The 22,676-nt window shown below is 71.7% G+C and carries 16 protein-coding genes; 8 read left to right on the top strand and 8 right to left on the bottom strand.

Features of this window, described 5'->3' with window-relative positions:
- Positions 1-204 precede the first annotated feature (204 nt).
- Entirely contained in the window at positions 205-630 is a 426-nt protein-coding gene (locus tag QOZ89_RS25800) for a TetR-like C-terminal domain-containing protein (protein WP_198543632.1), read from the top strand.
- A gap of 229 nt (positions 631-859) precedes the next feature.
- Here the strand turns inward: QOZ89_RS25800 and QOZ89_RS25805 are convergent, their stop codons facing one another.
- Positions 860-2,974 (bottom strand): hypothetical protein, encoded by a 2,115-nt coding sequence (locus QOZ89_RS25805; protein ID WP_312625844.1) that lies wholly within the window; start codon positions 2,972-2,974, stop codon positions 860-862.
- A 535-nt stretch (positions 2,975-3,509) separates the two neighbouring features.
- On the opposite strand from QOZ89_RS25805, the gene QOZ89_RS25810 reads away from it, so the two are divergent.
- On the top strand, positions 3,510-4,157 hold the full coding sequence (locus QOZ89_RS25810) for a flavin reductase family protein (RefSeq protein ID WP_071054200.1): 648 nt from the start codon (positions 3,510-3,512) through the stop codon (positions 4,155-4,157).
- Between the two features lie 207 nt (positions 4,158-4,364).
- Here QOZ89_RS25810 and QOZ89_RS25815 read toward each other — a convergent pair whose 3' ends face one another.
- Complete coding sequence (locus QOZ89_RS25815) at positions 4,365-5,432, bottom strand: NAD(P)H-dependent amine dehydrogenase family protein (protein ID WP_071054202.1); 1,068 nt, start codon at positions 5,430-5,432, stop codon at positions 4,365-4,367.
- Positions 5,433-5,883: 451 nt separating this feature from the next.
- On the opposite strand from QOZ89_RS25815, the gene QOZ89_RS25820 reads away from it, so the two are divergent.
- Positions 5,884-6,918: an ankyrin repeat domain-containing protein gene (locus tag QOZ89_RS25820; protein ID WP_071054204.1), complete on the top strand. Its 1,035-nt coding sequence runs from the start codon at positions 5,884-5,886 to the stop codon at positions 6,916-6,918.
- 308 nt (positions 6,919-7,226) lie between these two features.
- Here QOZ89_RS25820 and QOZ89_RS25825 read toward each other — a convergent pair whose 3' ends face one another.
- On the bottom strand, positions 7,227-7,691 hold the full coding sequence (locus tag QOZ89_RS25825; protein ID WP_071054206.1) for a SpoIIE family protein phosphatase: 465 nt from the start codon (positions 7,689-7,691) through the stop codon (positions 7,227-7,229).
- A 508-nt stretch (positions 7,692-8,199) separates the two neighbouring features.
- Between QOZ89_RS25825 and idi the strand changes: the two genes are divergently transcribed.
- Both idi and QOZ89_RS25835 read left to right on the top strand, forming a co-directional pair.
- Positions 8,200-8,847: an isopentenyl-diphosphate Delta-isomerase gene (idi, locus tag QOZ89_RS25830; RefSeq protein ID WP_083420071.1), complete on the top strand. Its 648-nt coding sequence runs from the start codon at positions 8,200-8,202 to the stop codon at positions 8,845-8,847.
- Between the two features lie 82 nt (positions 8,848-8,929).
- Positions 8,930-9,706 carry a helix-turn-helix domain-containing protein gene (locus tag QOZ89_RS25835; protein WP_241842422.1) on the top strand — a complete coding sequence of 259 codons (777 nt, stop codon included), beginning with the start codon at positions 8,930-8,932 and terminating at the stop codon, positions 9,704-9,706.
- 31 nt (positions 9,707-9,737) lie between these two features.
- On the opposite strand, the gene QOZ89_RS25840 is transcribed toward QOZ89_RS25835, so the two are convergent.
- Entirely contained in the window at positions 9,738-10,091 is a 354-nt protein-coding gene (locus tag QOZ89_RS25840) for a VOC family protein (RefSeq protein ID WP_241842423.1), read from the bottom strand.
- 167 nt (positions 10,092-10,258) lie between these two features.
- On the opposite strand from QOZ89_RS25840, the gene QOZ89_RS25845 reads away from it, so the two are divergent.
- Positions 10,259-10,405: a hypothetical protein gene (locus QOZ89_RS25845; protein WP_241842424.1), complete on the top strand. Its 147-nt coding sequence runs from the start codon at positions 10,259-10,261 to the stop codon at positions 10,403-10,405.
- A gap of 5 nt (positions 10,406-10,410) precedes the next feature.
- Positions 10,411-10,533 (top strand): hypothetical protein, encoded by a 123-nt coding sequence (locus QOZ89_RS25850; protein ID WP_274536638.1) that lies wholly within the window; start codon positions 10,411-10,413, stop codon positions 10,531-10,533.
- An 880-nt stretch (positions 10,534-11,413) separates the two neighbouring features.
- On the opposite strand, the gene QOZ89_RS25855 is transcribed toward QOZ89_RS25850, so the two are convergent.
- Positions 11,414-11,803 (bottom strand): VOC family protein, encoded by a 390-nt coding sequence (locus QOZ89_RS25855; protein WP_071054210.1) that lies wholly within the window; start codon positions 11,801-11,803, stop codon positions 11,414-11,416.
- Positions 11,804-12,191: 388 nt separating this feature from the next.
- Here QOZ89_RS25855 and QOZ89_RS25860 point away from each other — a divergent pair, with 388 nt between their 5' ends.
- Positions 12,192-13,208 (top strand): CobW family GTP-binding protein, encoded by a 1,017-nt coding sequence (locus QOZ89_RS25860; protein WP_071054212.1) that lies wholly within the window; start codon positions 12,192-12,194, stop codon positions 13,206-13,208.
- A 165-nt stretch (positions 13,209-13,373) separates the two neighbouring features.
- Here the strand turns inward: QOZ89_RS25860 and QOZ89_RS25865 are convergent, their stop codons facing one another.
- The 3 genes from QOZ89_RS25865 to cynS form a co-directional block, all read right to left on the bottom strand.
- Complete coding sequence (locus tag QOZ89_RS25865; RefSeq protein ID WP_312625853.1) at positions 13,374-18,614, bottom strand: protein kinase domain-containing protein; 5,241 nt, start codon at positions 18,612-18,614, stop codon at positions 13,374-13,376.
- Positions 18,615-19,693: 1,079 nt separating this feature from the next.
- Positions 19,694-21,718 (bottom strand): prolyl oligopeptidase family serine peptidase, encoded by a 2,025-nt coding sequence (locus QOZ89_RS25870; RefSeq protein ID WP_312625855.1) that lies wholly within the window; start codon positions 21,716-21,718, stop codon positions 19,694-19,696.
- A gap of 441 nt (positions 21,719-22,159) precedes the next feature.
- Positions 22,160-22,603, bottom strand: coding sequence for a cyanase (gene cynS, locus QOZ89_RS25880; protein ID WP_071054218.1), 444 nt, complete (start codon positions 22,601-22,603; stop codon positions 22,160-22,162).
- Positions 22,604-22,676 lie beyond the last annotated feature (73 nt).

The following is a 22,676-nucleotide window of genomic DNA, read 5'->3' on the forward strand; positions in this document are numbered from 1 at the left end:
ATCTGGCAGACACCTCGGTCCGAGGCCGTCCGGTCCCCCCGCGGACCTCGCGGTGGTCGGCCATGACGACTCTCTGACGGACTCGGTGAGGTCGGGGGCGACCAGCGACATGTTCGGATCCCTGCTTTCTGGGCGATGGCCAGTGGGCGGACCTGAGGTCAGCGGGTGAACGGGGTCAGAGGGCGAACAGCAGGGAGCCAGCCGGTGCTCTACACCCACTTCAAGGGCAAGGACGCGATCATGACGGCGGTCGCCGTCGAAGGCTTCGCCGAGCTGGCCGAGGTCCTGCGCGCGGCCCGCACCGAGGCGCCGGACGCCGACCGTGCCCTCGCCGACGTCAGCCTGGCCTACACCGCGTTCGCCGACCAGCGCCCCGCGCTTTACGACGCGATGTTCGCGCAGGCCGTCAACCTGCCGTTCGCCACCCCGGGAGCGCCGGCCGCCCTGCACGCGGCCTTCGGCGAACTGGCCGAGACCGTCCGCCCGCACGCGGACGGCGACGACCTAGGTGTCCTGACCGAGACTCTCTGGGCCGCCCTGCACGGCCTGGTCACGCTCATGCGCGGCGGCCGGCTCCCCCGCGATCACCACCACCGCAGGCTCGCGCTCCTCCTGGCCCGTGTCGGGTAGCACGGTCGCGCGGGCTGAGCACCCGTCACCCTCAACCACCGACAGAAGGCGTTTCTCACCCGCACGCCGTACGACCCGAACGCGGACATCCCCGGCGGTGTCGACCCACAAGGCTGGCAGACATACTGACTAACACCAAGACCTACGACCGTGGCTGACCGCGCAGTCCCGGCCCATTTGCTAAGCCCACCGGCTTGCTCGGACCACCGTCCCGGCTTACTGGTCCGGCCTACCGGTCCGGAATCTCGTACGCCACGTCGGCGGCCTCGATGCGCTCCAGGTCGCGAGCCTGGACCGTGTACCCGGTGAACCGTTCGACGGCGACCAGGCACTTCTCGGTCCTGTCGCGGTAGTCCTTGAAGTCGAGCCCCGCCAGGTAGGGCTCCGCCGCGGCGGGCGTCGGCTGCCACAGCCCGGGCTCGAACCCGTGGAAGAGCGCCTCACCGCCTTCAGCCAGCCCCAGCCGCGGGCCCGCGCTGACGTTCCAGAACACGCTCCCGGTCCGGCCGAGCCGGGAGAGCGCGGCCAGAACCTCGGGACGGCTGCCCCGGAAGGCGTTGTCCTCGATCGCGACCACCGCGCCGTCGACGGCGATGACCGCCAGTGCCCGCATCGTCAGGTCGTCGGAGGCGCGGGTGTCCCAGAACGACCGCGGTACCGCCGGGTCGGCGCCGAACGCGCGCAGCACGGCGTCGGTGTCCGCCGGCCCGGCGATGACCGTGATCGTCGCGCCCTCGGAGATCGACGTGTGCCTGAACCATCGGTAGGCATACTCGGGCCGGTCGACCAGCGGCGGCTCCGGCTCGCCACGCAGCCGCGCCCCCAGCCGGTCGGAGCGCTTGTACACGATCTCCGGTTCGCGGGGCGCCTCCCAGACAATCAGCTGGTACCGCTCGTCGGTCACGACACCCGACACGCTGACCCTGCCGGGCGAGTCGTCCCGACCGGAGGCGTGCACCCGCAGTCGCAGCTCGCCGGGCCACGGCGGGGCCTGCTCGCGCAGGTTGGCGCTGCGCGGAATGTGACCGGCCTCCACCGACGGCCGGCCCAGCACGCTCGCGGCGCCGGCCATGGACGTCCAGCTGATCTCGACGACCTCGTCCCAGACCAGGACGTCCACGTCCGGCGGGGCGCCGGCGAGCACCTCGAGCCGTACCGAGACGAGACCATGGTCCGTGCCGGTGCGGATCACGGCGCCGCCGGCCACCTCCGTGACCAGGCCGTTGCCAGCGAAGGCGCCGGCGTCGGTTTCGGGTAGCTCGCTCTCCAGCAGGCCGATCCGGTGGTCCGCCGGTTCCACATGTCCCCAGGCACTGCGCGGCAGCAGGTACTCGGCCCGGCGCCGCGCCAGGGCCGCCGCCGCGTACGCGGCCGGCATCGGCGCCACCGCGAGGACCTGCGCCGCCGCCCCCAGCCCGACGCCGATGACCGCCGCCTCCCCGCCAGCCACCGCCGGCGGGGCCAGCTCGGCCAGCACCGCCACCGCGGTCGCCACCCCCAGCGCCAGGTGCGCGCGGCCATGCCACGCCGCGACGGCTGTCTCCGCTTCAGCCGGCGTCCGATCGCCCTCGACCTCCGGCGGCGTCAGCAGCGGCGCGACGCCGGGATGCGCGCGCAGCGCCCGCACCAGTTCCGCCACCAGGATCGTGATCCCCCAGCGGAACTGATCGAGCATGATGACGGCGTTCTCCAGATCGCTGCCGTCCGCGGCCGAGAGCAGGACGCTTCGAGCCCCGTCCGGCGGACGCGGCACACCCGCCGTCAGCCCGGGCGGGACGTCGGCCAACACCAGGCCGTCGACCGCGACCTCCAGCGCGCCGTGCAGCCGGGCGGTCAGCGTCGACCCGAGCCGGCGCAGCTCCCGCAGCACCGGCGACTCGGCCGGGCCGGCCGGGAACGACGGCACAAACGGCGGTGGAGGTTGCTGCGCCCCAGGAGGCCCCGACACCGACACCGACATCGGCATCGGCATCGGTCCGGACCGCATAACCGGCGGTGGCGCTGGCGGGCCTGGCTGCGCCGACGGCACCGGCCCGCCGGCGGCGGCGAGCTGACCTCGCATCTGGCCGGACAAGACGGGCTCGGTCGCCGCCCACGGCACGGGGCGACCCGGCCTCAGCGCGGTGGCGGGCAGCCTCCCGACGGCTCCCACCACCGTCATCCCGGCCGGCCCCGCGAGCCCGAGCCGCCCGAGCCGCGCGGCCGGCTCCCGTGGAACACGGGCGACCAACGACGGCATCACCCGCGCCACTGCCGCCCCCAATGCCACGAACGCGACCGGCCCGACGGGACCCGTGCCCGGCTCCAGGGCCTGCACGTCGTCAGTCTCAGCTGGCCGCTCCATCGCGGGCCTCCTTCAGATCAGTCCCCGGCGATGATCTCTGCTGGGTGCCATAACACCACAAGCCAATCAGCGTGCGCCATCCGACCCGACAAGCCCGCGCCATACCAGACCGCCAAGGCGCAATCATCCAGACCGTCGAGCCGCCGTTCATCGTGAGATCCAAACGGCCCTTGACCATGGCCGTCCGTGAACGGGCACCATTCCTGGCGCCCGCCACGCCTCTCCCGTCCCACCGTCCGAGGCGTCTCCGATCTTGGCGCAGAGCACCGGATCATCGTTCCTGATCTGACAGGAGACCTTGGCCAGGGCGTCCACGACCGTGACGGCGCCCGCGTCGATGACCTCCTGCCAGTCGAGCGGATCAACGAAAGGCGGGGTCGAACGTTGGTATGTGTGTCAGTAGTGTTCGGTGGACGGCTCACCTCGACACCGCATGTCTTGTCGGCACCGCGCCCTGGCGCCTGCCCGGGTCGCGTGTGTCCGCACCGATATGCACGGACAAGGTGGACGAGCACGAACGGAGCAGGGTCCGAACATGCCGAACCGCGCACCGTCGCCGTCATCGCAGCGGGCAGCATCCCGGCCCCTGAGCGACAGCCTCGACGAAGCCGGCGCCGAGGCGATGCGCCGGGCCTTCCGGCGGCACGCGGCGGGCGTCACGATCGTGACGATGTCCGGACAGCGCGGCCCGGTGGGCTTCACCGCGACATCGGTGGCCTCCCTGTCCGAACGCCCCCCGCTGCTGGCGCTGGCGCTGTCGGTCCGGTCGTCGATCGCGCCGACGCTACGCGCCGCCGAAACGCTCCTCGTTCACCTGCTCTCCCGGGATCAGCAGGACCTCGCCGCGCGCTTCGCCGCGCCGGGTGCCGACCGGTTCGCCGCGCCCACCCGCTGGCGCCGGCTCGACACCGGCGAACCGTTGCTGCTCGACGCGGCCACCTGGCTGCGCTGCCGGATCCGGGACCGTTCCGCCACGGGAGACCACTGGCTGGTGGTCGCGGAGGTCCTCGAAAGCCGGGTCGATCCCACGGCGGAGCCACTCGTCTACCACGACGGCGGCTACGGCACCGTCCTCAAGAGCGACGACGGCCCCGCGAACAGCGGCCCGAAGGCCGGCGACGGCGGCGGGAAGGCCAACGACGGCGATCTCGGTATTCGCGGACGGTCGCCGTCGGGCTCCTGACCGGTTCGGCGGATACGCGGCTCAGCGGATACATGGTCGGGCCGCCCAGTGGAGGGGCCGCTGGGGCCTTTTCCGTGGATCTCGTTTGGGCGGCGGTCGACGGGTAACCGGATGCCAGTTCGCATACTCAGCTGGCTGACGGCCCGAGCGATCGGCTCGCCGAACCGCCCGCGTCCTTCCATGTGGATTCGCCGGGCCTGTGCGCGGTCAGGCGCCGCCCACGGTGAAGAAGGGGAGGTCGAGCGGGGTGACGAGGCCGGGTGGGGCGGCGCAGACGGTGGGGATGGCGTTGAGGAGGCGCATGGCGGTGCCGACGACGCCGGCCACGGCGTGGCCGCCGCCGTCGTCGAGGCGGGGCTCGAGCTCGAGCGTGAACGACGGGTGGCCGGTGACCTCGACACGGTAGCCGGAGCGGCCGCCGGCCAGGATCGGCCAGTCCGGGCCGATGTCGTCGCGCAGCCGGTTGACGTGGGCGGCGACGATCGCGGGCCGGCCGCCGACGATGCCAGTCACGTCGAAACGGACGGCCGCGGTGCTGCCCTGCTCGATGCGTCCCATCGCCGTGTGGAACGTCTCCGGGGCCGGAAGTCGCTCATGCTCCTCACGGATCTCGTCGAGCGTCCAGCCGAGCGCGTCGGCCAGGAGCCGGACGATCCCGCCCCAGCCGAAGGTCACCGCCCCGGGCTCGTACAGCGCGGCCGGGTGATCGAGCGGCAGGCCGAAACCGAATACCTCGCCGGTGAACGTCGGGTCGGCGTACTCGCCGTAGTTCATCAGCTCGCTGACTCGTATCGAGTCGACGCGTTCGCACATCTGCGCCACCAGCAGCGGGAGCATGTCACCGGACCAGCCCGGGTCGATGCCCGAGGTGAACAGGGTGGTCCCGCCCTTCTCGCAGGCGGTCGCGAGCCGGCCACGGGTCGCGTCGTCGAGGAACGCCGGGTTGACCAGGAAGACGAGCGCGGTGTTCACGACGTTCTTGCCGGCGGCGAGGATCATGCACAGCTCGTCGATCGTGTCGTCGATCCGGGACTCGCCCTGGACCATGTACGACACGCAGTCTGCGTCGGTGGCCAGCAGCGCGTCGATGTCGTCGGTGGCGACCACCCCGGTGGGCTCGCTCAGCCCGCACAACTCGGCCGCGTCCCGTCCGATCTTGGCCGGCGAGTGGGCATGCACGCCGACCAGCTCGAGATCCGGCCGCCGGATGATCCCCCGTAAGGCGTGCAGGCCAACGTTTCCGGTCCCCCACTGGATCACGCGTAGCGGGCTCATCAGCTACCTCCGGTCACAACCTGAGTCACGGCAACGTCGGCGAACGGTAGCCATGATCGGTGCTGCGAGGGATGCCCGCCAGCGGAATGACCGGCCGGACTGCAAGTTCGGCGGGCCTTGAGGGTAGGCGGCCCGGATCGCCGTTTCACCGCCCGCCCGAGTCCTCGGCACCTGTCCGTGTCGAGTTCACCCCGTTCCTTGCTCTCAAGGCCGCCGTGCTCAACCTGTTCTCGACCGGCGCCGCCTATGGTGTCGTGACCTTTACACGGCTGGCTGGCGGTCCTCGTGTCGGGTGGTAGCCGTGTTCGCTACCATGAGCGGTGAGCGCGGGAGGGCGCTTCCGGGTCCGCGGGCAGGACTGAGTCCACCTCCAGCGACATGACTTACCCCAGGCTGGTGACGTTCTCCTTTCCAGCTCGGCGCGCGGACCGCGAGCTGACGAGGGGACGTCATGCCCAGTCTTCCCGCCCGCCCGGACTTCCAGCAGCTTCGTCACCAGGCCAGAGACCTCCTACGGGCCGCCCAAGGCGGTGACGCCACCGCGCTGGCGCGTGTTCACGCCGTCGGGACCGAGGTCGGTCTCGCGAACGCCCAGCTCGCCGTCGCCCGCGAGTACGGATTCACCAGCTGGACCCGGCTGAAGATCGAGGTCGACCGCCGCGAGACCCTCGACGACGTCGACGTGGCAAAGCTGGCCGACCTGCTTGCCCGCGAGCCGCGCCTGGCCACCGCCGAGATGACCCAGTGGTGCGACCACCCGTTGGGCGCATCGCCGCTGAACTACGTCGCGATGCTGCGCTACGACACGTCCCGCGACATCTGGCGGGACGTCCCCGGCGCCGCGGCGCTGGCACGCGCGCTGCTCGCGGCCGGAGCACCGGTCGACGGCGAGCCGGGCAGCCCGGAGACTCCCCTGATCACCGCGGCCAGCTACGGCGATGCCGAGGTCGCCGAGGTCCTCATCCGGGCGGGTGCCGACCTCGAGGCCACCTCCTCGGCGACATCCGGCGGGGTTCCCAGCGGAAACGCGCTGCTGCACGCGGCCGTGTTCGGCATGACCGAGGTGGTAGACGTCCTGGTGAAGGCAGGCGCACGGATCCGGGACCTTGTCATCGGCGCGGCGGCCGGCGACATCAGCCGCTGGCCTCTCGGGGAGGCCAGCCCGCAGCAGTGTCTCCTCGCGCTCCTCATGGCCGTGGACCATGAGCGGTTGACGGTGATCAAGGCGCTGGTCGCGGCTGGCACGCCTGTCGACGGGGTCGACGAGACCTGGGGCCGCCATCCGCTGCGACTCGCCGCCGCGAACGGCCGACCCGCGAGCGTCCGATGCCTGCTCGCCCTCGGCGCCGACCCCAACCTGCGGGACGCCGACGGGCTCACGCCACTGGAGCTGTGCCGAGCTGGGCACCCCCACCACCTCCCCGGCACCGGCCACGCCGAGGTCGAGAACATCCTCGAACCCGTCACCGCGCCCGACCCCGCATAGCGGGAGACCGACCCGCCTCGTGCCCGTGTGTGCTCGGCTACTCGACGCCGTGGCCAGCTCCCGCGAGATCCGCCCAGACCTGGATGCCTACGAGCTCATGCGCGGCGTCGGGGCATCTACCTGGGCGCCGACACGACTCACCGCTACGACGCATGTCGACCAGTCGAGTTCCTCGCTGCTGGACCGCGCCGGCCACAGTGACCTGCTGGACGCCCATCCTCCGCCTGCACCCGCGCAAGCACGGGATCGCGCTGGGCGAGCACACCGTAGGCATGTCCCAGGTCGCCGGCCATCACGACCTCACCTGACTAGGGCGTCTGGGCGGCGAGGAGGCAGAGGTCGTCCTCCCGTCCGGCTGGCCCGGCGACGTGGGTGAGGATGTGGTCACAGAGGCCGGTGAGGCCGCCGTGCCCGTGTGGGTCGTGGTCGGCGGCGACGTCGGCCAGGGTGTCGAGCCGGTCGGTGATCGAGAGGTGGCGGCGCTCGACGAGCCCGTCGGTGTAGAGGAGGAGCCGCGATTCCGGCGGCAGGCTCAGGTCGGTCTGGCTGTAGGTGAGCGACGGATCGACGCCTGGTGCCGGCTGGTGGCATGGCCTCTGGCCGCATCGCCCCGGCCCGCGGGTCGCCGCCGACCCTTCTCGGGCCCCGCTGACCGACCTGCCTACGCAGTCCAGCGTATGGCTTGTGGCGCGTCCCGGCGTGGGAGAGTGCGCCGGCGATCGCTCTCCATGCGTCGCTCCGCGCTCGACACGCCGGCCACGCGGGTGGGCCACGCGTTCCGGACATCCCGGCGCGGCCCCGTTGTGGGACGGAGGCCTGCGACGGTGACGTGGGCGACCGGGATGGGTGCTTCCTGGCTGAACGGGAGGGGATGTCCAGCAGTTCAGCCAGTCGCGCGACGTCGCGCCACAGACCGGTGCGGCGTCGTCCTCCGCGCAGCTCGGTGATGTTGTGACGCCCTCGGGGCCGCCGCGGGTCGGATGACCGCTCGCACGAAGACGGCCGGTGGTGGGCGCACACCGGGACAGCCCCGGTCCGGCTGGCTCGCCCTCGTCCCGCGCGTCGGGACGCGGATCGTCCGCGCAGGGGCCGGCAGCCGGAAAACGTCATCCGGGCGGCCCGGATCGTCGCGGTCCAGTTCGGGCAGGTGGAAAATGGTGCCAATTTTACATCACAGCCTTCGTCGTGCCCGAGTCGGAAATCTGTCAGGAGAACGGCCGTGATGGAGAACACCGCTAATCGCGACCCGCGGCCGGCCGGCCGGGAATGTCCGACCATAGAATGGTGGCCGTGGAGAGTAGCGAGACTACCGAGACCGTCGTCCTCCTCAACCTCGATGGAGAGGCCATAGGAGTCGCGCCGAAGGCAACAGTTCACGGACCTCGAACGCCACTCCACCTCGCGTTCTCGTGTTACGTCTTCGACGCGTCTGACCGCCTTCTTGTGACACGCCGGTCCTTCGACAAACGTACCTGGCCCGGGGTGCTCACCAACACGTGCTGCGGACATCCGGCTCTCGGCGAGGCCATACCGGCGGCTATTTCGCGCCGGCTGGCTGACGAACTGGGCCTACGTGTCCAGAACATTCGCCTGGTCCTTCCCACCTTCCGCTACCGCTCCGTGATGGAAGACGGGACCGTCGAGAACGAGATCTGCCCGGTCTTCTCCGCCACGACGTCGGAGCCCTTCCAGCTCAACCCGGAGGAGGTCGCCGAGGCGTACTGGACTCCTTGGTCGACATTCGTGGGCGACGTTTCGTCGGGTTCGCTCGGCGTGTCTCCGTGGTGTCGCATGCAGGTGGGGCACCTACGCGCGCTCGGGCCGTCACCCAGGGACTGGCCGACGGCCTCGGAAGAGGCGCTGCCAACGGCGGCACGGGAGTCTTCGCCGGTGGGATCACCTGGTCGGATCGCGGTATCGGGCCCCTGAGAATCTGTGCTGGCACCCGTGGACGCGGTGACGAGAGGGCCCGGGCGATCAATGGGACGACGCGTGGCCGGGTACCGTCGGGATGATGTATCGCGAGCAGCGGGCCCGGATGCTGGCGGCCACCATGTGGTTGGCGGCCGCACCAGATCGTGCGGGCGAGACGACGGCCCAGGCCGACGCCACCTCCGCGGGGCGAGCGGAGCATCGCGTCCTGCCCGACGGCTGCATGGACCTGATCTGGTCGCGGGCCGGGCCGGGTGACGTCGGGCACGTCTTCGTCGCCGGTCCGGACACCGCCCCGGCGTTCGCGCTCTGGCGGCCGGGCTCGCTCCACCTGGGTATGCGGTTCGACTCGGCGGTCGGCCCGGCGCGCATCGGCGTCCCGGCCAGCGAGGTCCGCGACCGCCGGGTGCCGCTGGTAGAGATCTGGGGCGCGGCCGAGGCGACCCGGCTCGCCGAGCGCCTCGCGGCCGCCGAGGCGCCGGCGGCGGCGTTCGAGGCCGAGATCGCCCGCCGTGGCCGGCGGGCCGGGCTGGCCGACCTGCTGCCGCCGGCGGCGCTGGCCGGCATCCGCGCAGGGGCTCCGGTGGCCGAGGTCGCCCGGGCCGCGGCGCTCAGCGAACGCCAGTTCCTGCGCCGCTGCCAGCTCGCGGTCGGCTACGGGCCGAAGACGCTGGCCCGGATCGTCCGCTTCCGCCGCGCGCTGGCGCTGGCCCGCGCCGGGTCGCCGTTCGCCGGCGTGGCCGCCGCGGCCGGCTACGCCGACCAGGCTCATCTCGCCCGCGAGGTCCGTGCCCTCGGCGGGGCGCCGCTACGCGAGCTGGTCATGCCGGCGGCCGACTCCGTCGGTGCCTCCTGACCGGCCGGCCTGACCCGGCCAGCCGGTTGGCTCAGCTACCGGCCAACGGGGCGTACAGGTCGACGTGGTTGCCGTCGGGATCGGCCACCGTCGCGTACCGCTGGCCCCAGAAGGCGTCCCACGGCGGACGTTCGCCGGTGTATCCGGCGCCGGTCAGGTCGGCGTAGACCTTGTCGACCTCGGCCGGGTCGGCGCAGGCGAACGCGAGCCCGAGCCGCGGTGAGCCGGAGCCCGGTCGCCAGCTCGGGTCGAACGAGCGGATCGTGTCGTCGGTGTCGAAGGCGAGGCGGCCGTTCGGGGTCGTGACCTCGACATGCGGCTCCGCGTCGGCCGCCGTGGGGATCTCCAGGCCGAGGCGGCGGTAGAACGCCAGCCCCCGCGCCATGTCGGACACCACGATTCCAGTCAGTGAGAACGTTGGCATACCCAGACCGTAGGGAAAGCGGCCCTGCCTGGCTTGAACGAATCGGACGCCGCGCCGGGCGGGCGGCTCCGGCGACGCCGCGAACATCCGCGCGACGGCTCCGACCCGGTAGTCGCCTGCCCGAGCTCGTGAACCGGCTCGTCCTCAGCGAACGAACCGTCGAAGCCCACGCGCGCCACGTGCTGCTCAAACTCGACATCCCCGAGAGCACGGGCGGCCATCGCCGGGTACTGGCCGTACTCGCCCACCTCCGAGCCGTCCACGAATGGGGCTGACGTCGATGGACGACGGGAGCTGCATCTTGGCTGGCTTCGCGGCGCTGCCCGTCCCGCGGCTGGACCTGCGCCGGCGGTGGCAGTCGTTGCCCTTGCTGGCGCTGCTGGTCGCGCTGGCGTCCGGGTAGGCCGCTGGCGAACTCCGCGGTGCTCGTCGACGGCGAGATGATCTCGGCGACCGTGCTGCCGAGCGTCCGGCGGACCTCGTCATCGCCGCCCTGTCCGAGCCGCCTTGTCCGACGGCATGCCGCGCCACTGTCCGGGAGGAACAGCCGAAGCTCGAGCGGCGCAGACGTTGCACCAACCGCACGATCGGGTGGCGCGGCACGGTCAGGGCACCCGCGACGGAAAGCGTGACGGTGTAGATCGCGTACAGCCCGCTGTCGTGGGCGGGCTCCGGGCCCCACGACAACGCGACCGCGACGACCTCTGCCGCCAGCGTCGCCGCGAACACCGACGCCAGCCACCACGCAAGTGAAGGCGCATCACGCCCGCTAATTGTCCCAATCCTCGCCGAGAGCCGGCAACGGTGCTGGCGCGCAACGACGGTCAGTGCTGGCGCGTATCGGTGATTCAGCCCCTGCCCTGATGCCGGCCCCCGGCCCCGACTCGTACAACGACACCAGCAACAGAATCGATCGGGGAGGAACGATGTCTTCAACCAGCAACGCACATGTCCGCCAGATACCCATAGCAGCCATCGGTTTCATCGGCGCCGCGGCGTTCACCGTCGTCGCTGGTGCGGTGCTCCAGTTCGGCATCCAGCCCGCCACCGACCTCTCCGATGACATGTGGCGCTATCCCTGGTCGAGCAGCGGCGCCTTCGTGGCGTTCTCGGTCGTCAGCGCCGTGGTGCACGCGCTCGTCGTCGTCGGCGTCGAAGTGGCCCGCGGGGGCGGCGGCACGGCGGGTCCGGCGGCCGCGCCCACCGGCGGAGCTGACAGAGCCGGCAGAGCTGACAGAGCCGGCTTAGTTCCGTGTCACTGGAGCACCTCGGGGCGGGCGGCGTCACGTCGCCGGGGCGTCCGCCGGGTACCAGCGAAGCTCGACGGTGTTGCCATCGGGATCGCTGATGTAGAGCGAAACCGCGTTGCCGCGCGCGCCGAAGCGGGTGGCCGGGCCGTCCACGACCGTGACGGCGCCCGCGTCGATGACTTCCTGCCAGTCGAGCGGGTCCACGACGAGACAGAAATGATCCACGTTGGCCGAGCCCCGTGGCAGCGCGACCAGGTCGATGATGGTCTCGCCGCTGACGCGGACGGACGGGAACGGAGCCTTGCCCGCCCGCCACTGCTCGACCCGGACGGGCTCAAGGCCGAGAACGCCGCAGTAGAAGGCGAGCGAACGCTCGACGTCGCCCACGTTGAGAACGAGATGGTCGAATCCGGTGACCCGCATGGCGATCAATCCTTCCCCGTCGATCCGTGACACCACCCCCACGGTCACCCCTCGCGACCGCCCAAGATCTTCCCGGCTCGCCGCATCACAGGCGACGCGCTGAGCCTGACAGGTCCAAGCCGAACACGGCAGTCCTCTCGGCCTCTGGCAGATCGCTGCCACGCCGCTGGCAGGTCGGCTGGCCCGGTAGGTCGCTGGCCTGGCAGCGGCGTCGGAGCACGCGACAGACCCGTCTCAGCAGACGGAGAGGGCTCCGCACCCGGCCGAAGTGCCTGGTCGCGAGCGATGGCATGGTCTTCATAGCCCGTTGTCCGGGGCCCGCGCCCGCTTACCAGGCGACACGTATCCGGGCACCGGCTGGAGGCGGGCCGGGAGGAGGCATGTCGGAATGAGGGTGCGGGTGCCTGTGATCGCGCTCACCGGGTACCTGGGCGCGGGCAAGACGACGGTGCTCAACCGCCTGCTCCAGACGCCGGGGGCGCGCCTGGGGGTGGTGGTCAACGACTTCGGAGCGATCAACGTCGATGCCGCGCTGATCACCGGTCAGGTCGACCAACCGGCCTCGATCGCGGGCGGGTGCCTGTGCTGCCTGCCAGACACGGACGGCCTGGACGAGGCGCTGGAGAAACTGACCCATCCCCGGCTGCGGCTGGACGCGGTGATCGTGGAGGCCAGCGGCGTGGCTGACCCGCCAGCACTGGCGAGGCTCATCCGGTTCAGTGGTGTGGACCGCGTCCGCCCCGGCGGCCTCATCGACGTGATCGACGCCGCCTCGTACTTCGCGACCGTCGACAGAGGCGGCCTGCCGCCGGCCCGGTTCGCGTCCGCCTCGCTCGTCCTGATCAACAAGACCGACCGGGTTCCGCCGGCGCACCGGGCCGAGACGGTGGCACGGATCTCCAGCCGGGTGCGCGCGAGCAACCCACATGCCCACATCGTCGACACGACGCACGGCCGCATCGACCCGGCACTCGTGTTCGACGCCGCGAGCCCGCACGACCCCGCAGACGAGCTTCCGCTCGCGGCCCTGGCCAGGCACGACCACGACGACGAGCCACACCCGCGCGTCGGCGCGGTCACCGTCCCCGCCGCCGGCCCGATCGATCCTGGCCTGCTGGTCGACCTGCTCGAGGATCCACCCACGAACGTCTACCGGCTCAAGGGCACCGTGACCGTAAACACGGGGCGGGGTATGCGCGGCTACGTGGTCAACATCGTCGGACGACAGACCCACCTCGCGATGAGGCCCGTGACGGAAGGCCCCGACGGTCTCGTCGCCATCGGCATGCATCTCGACGAGCCCACCGTCCGCGCCCGTCTCGAGGCAGCACTCCAGCCCTGCCTCGACCGCCCCGCCGCGGACGGGGTACGCCGCCTCGCCCGGCTCCGCCGCCTGAGCGCCTGAACACGCAGCGACCCCCACCACAGATTCCACATCCGTCACGCACGCTCGGTTCGGCTGGTACCGCCCTCACCACAGCGGCCGAGATCTGACGAGCTATCAGGCCGTAGGACTACCGGCTCCGTGAGGCGACCGCCGCCAGGCGCCTCACGGAGCTCGGTCCGCGGCCTACGTGGCCCCGCGAACCCTGCGTTCCAGCTCCCTCTGGACGCCCGCCGGGCGCAGCCAGCCGAGGCCGGAATGCTGGAGCTGCCGCATCAGGCCGTCGAAGTCCGATTCCGTCCAGGAGGCCCGGCTCGTCATGAGATCCCCTCCGTGCCGGACGAGGAACGCCCGAAGATACAGGTCGGCGTCCTCGTCCCAGTCGGCCGGTTCACGGGCTTCGAGGTCCCAGTCCAGGTCCCATACCCGCAGCGTCCCGTCATCGCCGGCGAACAGCAGCGAGTTCCCGTCCGGGGCCAGCGCCAGCGAGGCCACGGAGTCGGCCTGGTTGCGGGCCGTGTGGACGACGCGACCCGTGGCCAGCTCCCACACCCGCACCGCCCCGTCGTCACCACCGGAGAAGCCGAACCGGCCGTCCGGGCTCACCGCGACCGACAGCACCGCCTTCGTGTGGCCACTGAGCACGCGGACGCACCTCTCCTCGTCCATATCCCAGAGCCGTACCGCGCCCTTGCGCCCCAGGTGGTGGAGACCGTGGCCGGTCAGGGCGAACTGGCCGTCCGCCGTCAGGGCGACGGACTGAACCATGTGCTCCTCCACCCTGGCCCTGAGGTCCGAGAAGTCATCCGGGTCCTCCAGCACACTCACGGGGTACACGTTGAAGCCATCCGGTATGAACCAGACGCCGACCGTCAGGTCCCAGGACCCGGACAGCGCGAGACGGCCGTCCGCAGATATGGCGATCGACGTCACGGTGCCGGCATGCCCCTCGACGGTGCGCTTCAGGCGTCCCGTCGCCAGGTCCCACAGGCGGATCTCCTTGTCCAGGCCGCCGGACAGCGCTGACCGGCCGTCCGGGGACACGGCCACTGCCCGCACGCGATCGGTGGGACCCGTGAGAGTACGCACGAGACGGCCCGTGGCCAGCTCCCAGACCCGCACCGCGGCGTCGTCGCCACCGGACAGCGCGAGGCGGCCGTCCGGGCTGACGGCGACGGCGGTCACGGCATTGGTATGACCGGCGAGGGTGTGCAGGCAGCGGCCGGTGGCCAGCTCCCACACCCGCACGGACCGGTCCTGTGAGCCGGACACAGCAAGACGGCCGTCGGGGCTCACGGCGACCGCCAGCACCTCGCGGGTGTGGCCGCTGAGCACACGCGACTGCCAGGCGCTTCGCAGACCGATGCGCACCGAGAACCGGGAGAGGTCTCGCCAGGCCTCGAGCAGTCGCGGGTCCCCCGCGCGCCCCGGCACCTGGCGGGCCCGGCTGAGCAGCGACCGCGCGGCCGGGAACCGGCCGTCGTCGATGGCCTGCCGCACCGCCGCCAGCACGCCCGCCAGCTGCGCCTCGTCCTCGATCTCCAGCGCGGCGGCCTGGCCCCCGCTCTCCTCATCCGCGCCGAGGGGCGTCGCGGCGGGTTCGGTGCCCGAGGCGGTGACGTCCGCGGCCGACGCGGCCGACGCGGCCAGCTCGGCGTCCTGCGCTCTGCGGTCCAGTTCGGCCCTGACGCCGGCCGGGCGCAGCCATCCATAGCCGGCGTGCTGGAGCCGGCGGATCAGGCCGTCGAAGTCGCCCTCGTCCCAGGCGGGCCGATCCGGCGGGCGGGAAGTGTGCAGAGCGAGGAACGCGTCCAGGTAGGGCGCGGCCCCGTCATCCCAGTCAGCCGGCTCGACAGCCTCGAGTTCCCAGTCTGTCTCCCAGATCCACACCGTCCCGTCCTCCCCGCCGGCGACGAGGTACCGCCCGTCGAGGCTCATCGCCAGCGACGCCATACCGCCGGAGGGACCCTGGATGGTGTGGATGTCGCGGTCGGTGGCGAGCTCCCGGATCCGCGCCGTGGGGTCGCCGTTGGACGAGTCGCTGCCCACCAGCGCGAAGCGACCGTCCGGGCTGAGCGCGACCGATCTCGCCCCGCCGCGTCGCGGCGGGTGCAGGAGCTGGTCTGTGGCCAGCTCGAGGACGCGCAGCGTGGCGCCCGCGTCTCCGGTCACGAAGAGGCGCCCGTCGGGGCTGAGCGCGCTCGACACGACGGTGGCACTGAACCGTTCACCTACGCGGATGGTGCGCAGACAGTTCCCGGTCACCAGGTCCCACACCCACACCGTCTCGCCGCCGCCCGCGGAGACGGCGACCCGGCCGTCCGGGGCCACGGCAACCGACTCCACGCGCTCGCCGCCGCCCCGCAGGACGTGGACCCTCCTCCCGGTGGCCAGCTCCCACACCCGCACCGTGCTGTCCCCCGCGGAGACGACGAACCGCCCGTCGGGGCTCACGGCGACCGAATTCGCGGGGCCGGTGTGGCCCCGCAGGGTGTGGACCTCACGGCCGGTGGCGAGCTCCCACACCCGCACCTTGTTGCCGCCGCCGCCGGTGACGACGAGACGGCCGTCCGGGCTCAGGCCAACCGCCTCCACGCTGGTGGGGGCTGTCAACGTCTGGACAAGGCGGCCGGTGTCGAGTTCCCACACCCGGATCGTCTCGTCGCCGCCGGTGACGACGAGACGGCCGTCCGGGCTCAGGCTGACCGCCTGCACGCCGCTGGTGTGGCCCTCGAGGACCCGCGCCTTCCAGGTGCCGCGGACACCGGTGCGCGCGGAGAAGAGCGCCATCCGCCGCCAGGCGTCGAGGACTCGCGGGTCCCGCTCGTACTCGGGAATCTCCCTGATCCGCCTGAGCAGCGCCAGCGCGGTGGGGAAGTGGCCCTCCTCGACGGGACGAGCCGCGTCGCTCAGCAGCCTGTCGAGCTCCGCCTCGTGCCGCGCCAGCTCGGCGTGCGAACGCGGGCGGCACGGCTGGAACGCGCAGGCGTAGCTGTCCAGGTCCGGCAGCTCCCAGACCCGCACGCTCTTGTCCCCGGCACAGGACACCGCGAGATGCCCGTCCGCGGCCAGGGCCACCGCCATCACGTCGCCCGTATGTTCGGCGAAGGTACGCCGGCAGCGGCCGGAGCTCAGCTCCCACAGGCGCAGCGTCCGGTCGGCGGCGCCGGACAGGGCGAAACGCCCGTCGGCGCTGACGGCGACCGATAACACCCTGCCGGTGTGACCTTCGAGCACGCGCATACAGCGGCCCGTGTGCAGCTCCCACACGCGCAGCCGGTAGTCCATACCGCCGGAGACGGCGAAACGCCCGTCGGCGCTGGCGGCGACCGCATCCACGGCGCCTGTGTGGCCCTCGAACACCCGCACGCAGCGGCCCGTACGCAGCTCCCACAGCCGGACCTCGTTGTCCAGGGCACCGGACAGTCCCAGGCGCCCGTCCGCCGTTACGGCGACCGCCTCCACCTTGCCTCCGTGACCTGGCAGGGTGCGCAGGCAGGTGCCCGCGGCCAGATCCCACAGCTGCAACATCCCGCCGCCGCCGCCGGTCAGGCCGAGACGTCCGTCCGGGCTGACGGCGGCCGAGTCGATGCCCCAGGAGTCCTCTTCGGTGTCGATGGTGTGCAGACAGGTGCCGGTGGCGAGGTCCCATACCCGAATCGGCGCTGGTTCCCGCCGGCTCTGCGGGCCGAACTCGGTCTGGTACGTCACGGAGGTCGCGTGCTGGCCGGACAGTACGACGCGCCCGTCAGCGCTGACGGCGACGGCCGACACGGGGTTGGAGTGTCCTTCGAGGGCGCGCAGGGAATCCCCCGTCGCCAGATCCCAGACACGTACCGTCTTTCCGTCACCGGACACGACGAACGGGCGCGGGCCCGCCGTGACGGCGAGGGCGGACACACCGTCGGCGTGGTCGATGGCCCGCAGGCAGCGGCCGGTGGTGCCTCCGGCGCGGGCTCGTTCCAGCAGGACGGGGATCTCCGGGTCGCCGGGAGTGTCCCGAGCCGCCTCCTCGAGGAGAGGACGCGCCGAGTCCGCGTCGTCGCGCTCGAGATGTACCTGCGCGAGCAGCCACCGGGCCAGGCGAGGGTCCTGCGCGGACGCCCTGGCCCCTTCCAGGCTGGCGACGAACGCGTCGTCGGGAAGCCGGCCGGACCGCCACTGGAACAGCCCGGAGTTGTAGGTCGCCTCCAGGTGCTCGGGGTCGGCGGCCAGGGCCTCGCCGAAGAGCCGTTCGGCCTCGTCGGCCCGGTCGAGGTCGAGCATGGACAGCGCGCGGTTGGTCAGTTCGTCCGCGCGCAGCGCCACCGCACGAGGCACGGCGCGGGGGTAAACCTCGCCGGTCTCCTCCTGGTAGATACCGGCGATCTCGTCGGCGATCCCGGCCAGGCTGCCTGGCCGCTCGCCGGGCTCGTCCCGCAGGCAGCGGCTCAGAAGGTCGGCGAGCGGAGACGGCATGGGCGGCAGGCCGGCGCCCGCCGGGCCGCGGGTGCGGTAGTCGGCCAGCGCCGCGCCGGCGACCGGCCCGGCGCTCCAGGTGACCTCGCCGGTGAACATCTCCAGGACGGTGACCGCGAAGCTCCAGACGTCGCTGGGCGGCCCGGGCTGTCCGCCCGAGGCCTGTTCCGGTGACGCGTAGTGGTGTGACTTCCAGACCGCCGGGTCGGCCCTGTCCGGCTGCCGCCCGCCGGCCGCGCCGTGCGCCCGGGCGAGGCCGAAGTCGGTCACCTTCGCCGTGCCCTCGCTGTCGAGGAGGATGTTCGCCGGCTTGAGGTCCAGGTGGGCTACGCCCCGCCCGTGGGCGTAGTCGACCGCCCAGGCCGTCTGGACCGCGAGGTCGAGGATCCGGCGGAGCGCCTCGCCGGGCCCGCCCGCGTAGAGCGAGCGGTGGTCGATCCAGTCGCGCAGGCTCCCGCCGTCGACGTACTCGGCGAACACCCGCGGGATACCGCCGAGGGTACGGACGTAGTGGCAGGCGCACAGGTGCGGGTGCACGCCGAGGCCCACCCAGGTCTCCGCCTCGCGGACGAAACGCTCCTGGTCAGCGCCGTCGGCGAACAGCTCCGGCCGGGGGCTCTTCACCGCCAGGTCCACGTTCCAGCCCAGGTGGCGCACCCGGTAGACGAGGCCCATTCCGCCGGAGGTGAAGACCTGCCGCACGTGGTACAGGCCGAGCACCCGCTCCCCGACCCTCCAGTCCGTGGACACGTCAGCCGCGTCCGCGGCGAGCGGTGATGACGGCCGCGGCGCCGACGTGGGTGCCGCGGCTGTGGTCACGGGGGCAGTCACGGCGGGGGCAACGGGGGCGGTGGTCCAGGTGACGGTGGCGCCAGGAGGCCGCGCCGGGGACGGCGGGGCGGGCGCGCGCCGGCGCTCCGCGCCCTCGTCGCCGTCTTCGCTCTTCTGGCGGCGCGGCCATCTCACCATTCCGGAATCACCCTCTCGGTGGCGCGCGGGAACCTGGCGGGCCAGGCGGGGAACTGATGCGGGTCAACCCGGAAAGGGGAACGTCGTGGAACCGCTTTCCGCTGGCGTTCCCCAGGGTGCCGGCACGGGACACCGGTCAGGACGGGCATGGCCACCTTCCGTGGATATCCGGCCGGCGGGCCTGGCCCGCCGCCGTCGTGGTGATGGATGGTGTTGACGCTCGGGTCATACGGTCCTGCCGGGCCGGTCCCACGCCGCCGGAATGTCGGCGATCCGGCTGCCGGCGAACGTGGGAACGCGCCGCGCGGTCAGTAGAACCGAAAGAGGGTGCCGTGTCAGCGGGCCTCCTCCAGCGCACGGCGGAGCTCGGCGGCGGTAGAGAACCCGATGGATGGATGGATGGTCGCGCGGCGCCTGGTCGATGACCTGGGGAGTTTCCCGGCAACCGCGGGGTCGCGGTGGCGGCATCACGCTCTCCGCCGTCCCCGCCGTCTCCGCCATCCCAACGTCTCGCCGTCTCCGAGCCCGCGGTCGGTAGCCCTATCCCGCGAGCCGGTGAACATGAATACGGCCGCCGGCATACGGCGAGGACAGGTGGCGGTCGGTCAAGCCTTTCGGCTGACGTGTGGAACCGGAGTTCGCGACGTGGTTCGGCTTGACGCCGTGGACACCGTCGCGGTCTGCCAGTACGACCTCAACCGCCCGGTGGGCAGCCCCGGGCTCCTGAAGGACAGGTGGGGCGACACCGGGATCGTCCATACGGCTGGTGGCGGGCGGCTCGTCACACGAGGCCTACGTCTACTACGACTGGTGCTTCGGCAACGGTATTGATGACGGAAGATGCCGTTGAGGCGGCGAGGGCGGGCGGCACTCCGCTGCGAGCCGAGCTCGCGGACAGGCTCCGATCGCGTCTCCAGGTGACGCTCGTCCCCGACCGCTGACCCGATCCGGCTCGTCCGCGGGCCAAGGACCATCAAACAGCGCTTGCGGCAACCGAGGCCATGACCGACCCCGACCCGTCCCAGCCAGCTGACGCCCCCTTCCTCCTGCCCCACCGCCCGCCTGCCCCACCGCCCGCGTTATCCGACCGCGGCCGCGCCGGTACCGAGGGTGCGCCAGAGGAACTCGTAGGTCAGGGCTGACTTGTGGGCCAGTTGTCCGTTGTCGGCGGCGCCGCCGTGGCCACCTTCGATGTTTTCGTAGTAACGGACGTCGTGGCCGAGCTCGCGGAGACTCGCGACCATTTTGCGGGCGTGCCCGGGGTGGACGCGGTCGTCCCGGGTCGACGTGGTGATGAGCGTCGGCGGATAGCGGCGGTCGGGGTGGACGTTCTGGTACGGCGAGTATTCCTTGATGAACGCCCAGTCGGCGGGATCGTCGGGGTCGCCGTACTCGGCCACCCAAGAGGCTCCGGCGAGCAGCTGGTGGTAGCGGCGCATGTCGAGCAGCGGCACCGAGCAGACGACGGCTCCGAACAGCTCCGGATAGCGGGTCAGCATGACGCCCATGAGCAGGCCGCCGTTGGAGCCGCCCTCAATGCCGAGCTGGGCCGGCGTCGTGACCCCTGTACGGACGAGGTCTCGGGCCACGGCGGCGAAATCCTCGTAGACGCGCATCCTGTTCTCCCGGACAACCGACTGATGCCAGTCGGGGCCGTACTCTCCGCCGCCACGTATGTTGGCGACGACGTAGGTGCCGCCGCGCGCCAGCCAGGCGCGGCCGACAGTGCCGCTGTAGCTTGGGGTGAGCGAGACCTCGAAGCCGCCGTACCCGTAGAGCAGCGTCGGCCCGGGTTTCCCGGTACCGACGACGAAATACGGGATGCGGGTGCCGTCGTCGGAAACAGCGAAATGTTGGCTGACGGTGTGGCCCTCGGTCGGGAAGAACTCCGGTGCCTGCTTGATGATCTCTGGCTCGGCGCCAATATCGCCACGGTAGAGGGTCGCCGGCTGGGTGTAGCCGCTGACGTTGAGGAAGTACTCGTCGTCGACGTCGGGATTCGTGTCGCAGATGTAGGCCGAGCCGGTGTCCGGGAGGTCGGCCAGCGGCGCCGGCGCCCAGCCCTCGACTGTCGGAGTGAGCACGGTGAACCTGCTGTTCACGTCCCGCAACGTGGCGACGATCAGATGGTTGCGGGTCCACGCGTGGTAGTCGAGCGAGGTGTGCTCGTCCGGTTCGAAGAGCACCGCGAGCTCACGTCGTCCTTCGAGGAACGCGTCGAAGTCGGCCGCGAGCAGTGCGCCCGCCGGATAGGCGTTCTCGTCTACGGCCCATTCCGACCGGGTGGCGATGAGCAGCCAGTCCCGGTGGATCGAGGTGTGCGCGTCATCCGGAACGTCGATGCGGACCAGCCCGGTCGGGGTACGCAGGTACAACTCGGTGCGGTAGAAGTCGACGCTTCGGTGGACGAAGTCGCGCACGAAACCCTCGGTCGGGTCGTGGGAGGCGCCGACCGAGACGTCATCCGGCTCGCCCTCGAAGACCGTGACGGCATCGTCAAGCGGCGTGCCGCGCCGCCATTCCTTGACCACACGCGGGTAGCCGGACGCGGTCAACGAGCCTTCGCCGAAGTCGGTACCGACGTAGACCCGGTCCTCGTCGATCCAGCTGACCGTACTTTTGGCCTCGGGCAGGAGGAAGCCGTCGTCCACGAAGGACTTGGCGATCAGGTCGAACTCGCGGACGACGCTGGCATCCGCGCCGCCACGGGACAACTGGACCAGGGCCAGCCGATGGTCGGGTCGCAGCACCCGCGCGCCGTGCCACACCCAGTTCTCGCCCTCGCTGTCGGCGAGCGCGTCGACGTCGAGCACGATCTCCCAGTCCGGGGCGGCGTCGCGATAGGACGCCAGCGAGGTGCGCCGCCACAGGCCACGCGGATGAGCCGCGTCGCGCCAGAAGTTGTAGAGGTACTCACCCCTCGTGACCGGATAGGGAATCCGGTCATCCGCGTCGAGCACCTCGCGGATCTCCGCGCGCAGCGCGGCGAACCCGGCGGACTGGGTGAGCTCGGCGAACGTCTCGGTGTTGCGCTCGCGCACCCAGGCGAGCGCGGCCTCCCCGGCGACGTCCTCGAGCCAACGGTACGGATCATCGTCGGCCACCCCTCAAGTCTGCCCGACATCGGACGCCGATTCCGACATGTCCCGTCAGCTACGGCCTCGGCCACGTGAACAACAGCGACGGCCGAGGCACCGGCCTGCTCCACGACCGCCCCGCGGGGAGGCGGGCCCTCGGGGCGCACCCCTACCTCGTCACCCCCGAGCACACCAGCCGCATCCGAGAGGCCTGGGCGCCCAGGCGCTCGTGCTGCCCGAGCAGACCGTCTTTCTGTGCGCCGACGCCGACGAGGCGCACACGATCGGCGGCACATGGCTCCGGGGCTACCTGAGCCTGCCGAAATACGCCAACAGCCTGCTGCGGCTCGGTTTCTCGGCCCGGCACCCGCGCCTGGGATGGGTTCCGGTGACGGCTCTGCCGAGGAACGGGCCGCGCCGGGGGCGTGAGGGCCCCGGCGAACCACGGGAACGGGCTGGTCGGGGCTGTCAGTAGCGGCGGTACGGGAGGAACTTTCCGCTCATCGTGATGTTCACCCTGTCGCCGGCCGGGTCGGGCTCGCGCTCGATGTTCATCCTGAAGTCGATCGCGCTCATGATGCCGTCGCCGAACTCCTCCTGGATCAGCTCCTTGAAGGTCGTCCCGTACACCGAGACCAGCTCGTAGAAACGGTAGATCAGCGGGTCGGTCGGGACGGCCGTCGGCAGCGAGCCCCGGTAGGGCGGCTCGGTGAGGAGCGCGGCCGCCTCGGCCGGCAGCTCAAGCAGCTCCACGAGCGTGGCCGCCTCCGACTCGTCGAACGACATCTGGCCCAGGCAGCCGGCGGTGACCCACTCCTTGCTCCGGCCCACCGCCTCGGCGACCGACGCCCAGCTCAGCCCCTTGCTCCGCCGACTGGTGACGATCAGCTCAGTCAGTTCGGACCGATCCACGCGGGGCCTCCCAGGGGCGGAGCGATGGGCACCGGCCGGCGTCGGAGTCGGAGTCGGCCAGGCCCCAGTGTCC

Origin of the sequence: Pseudofrankia coriaricola, from assembly GCF_032027725.1 — a bacterium.
Classification (GTDB): domain Bacteria; phylum Actinomycetota; class Actinomycetes; order Frankiales; family Frankiaceae; genus Pseudofrankia.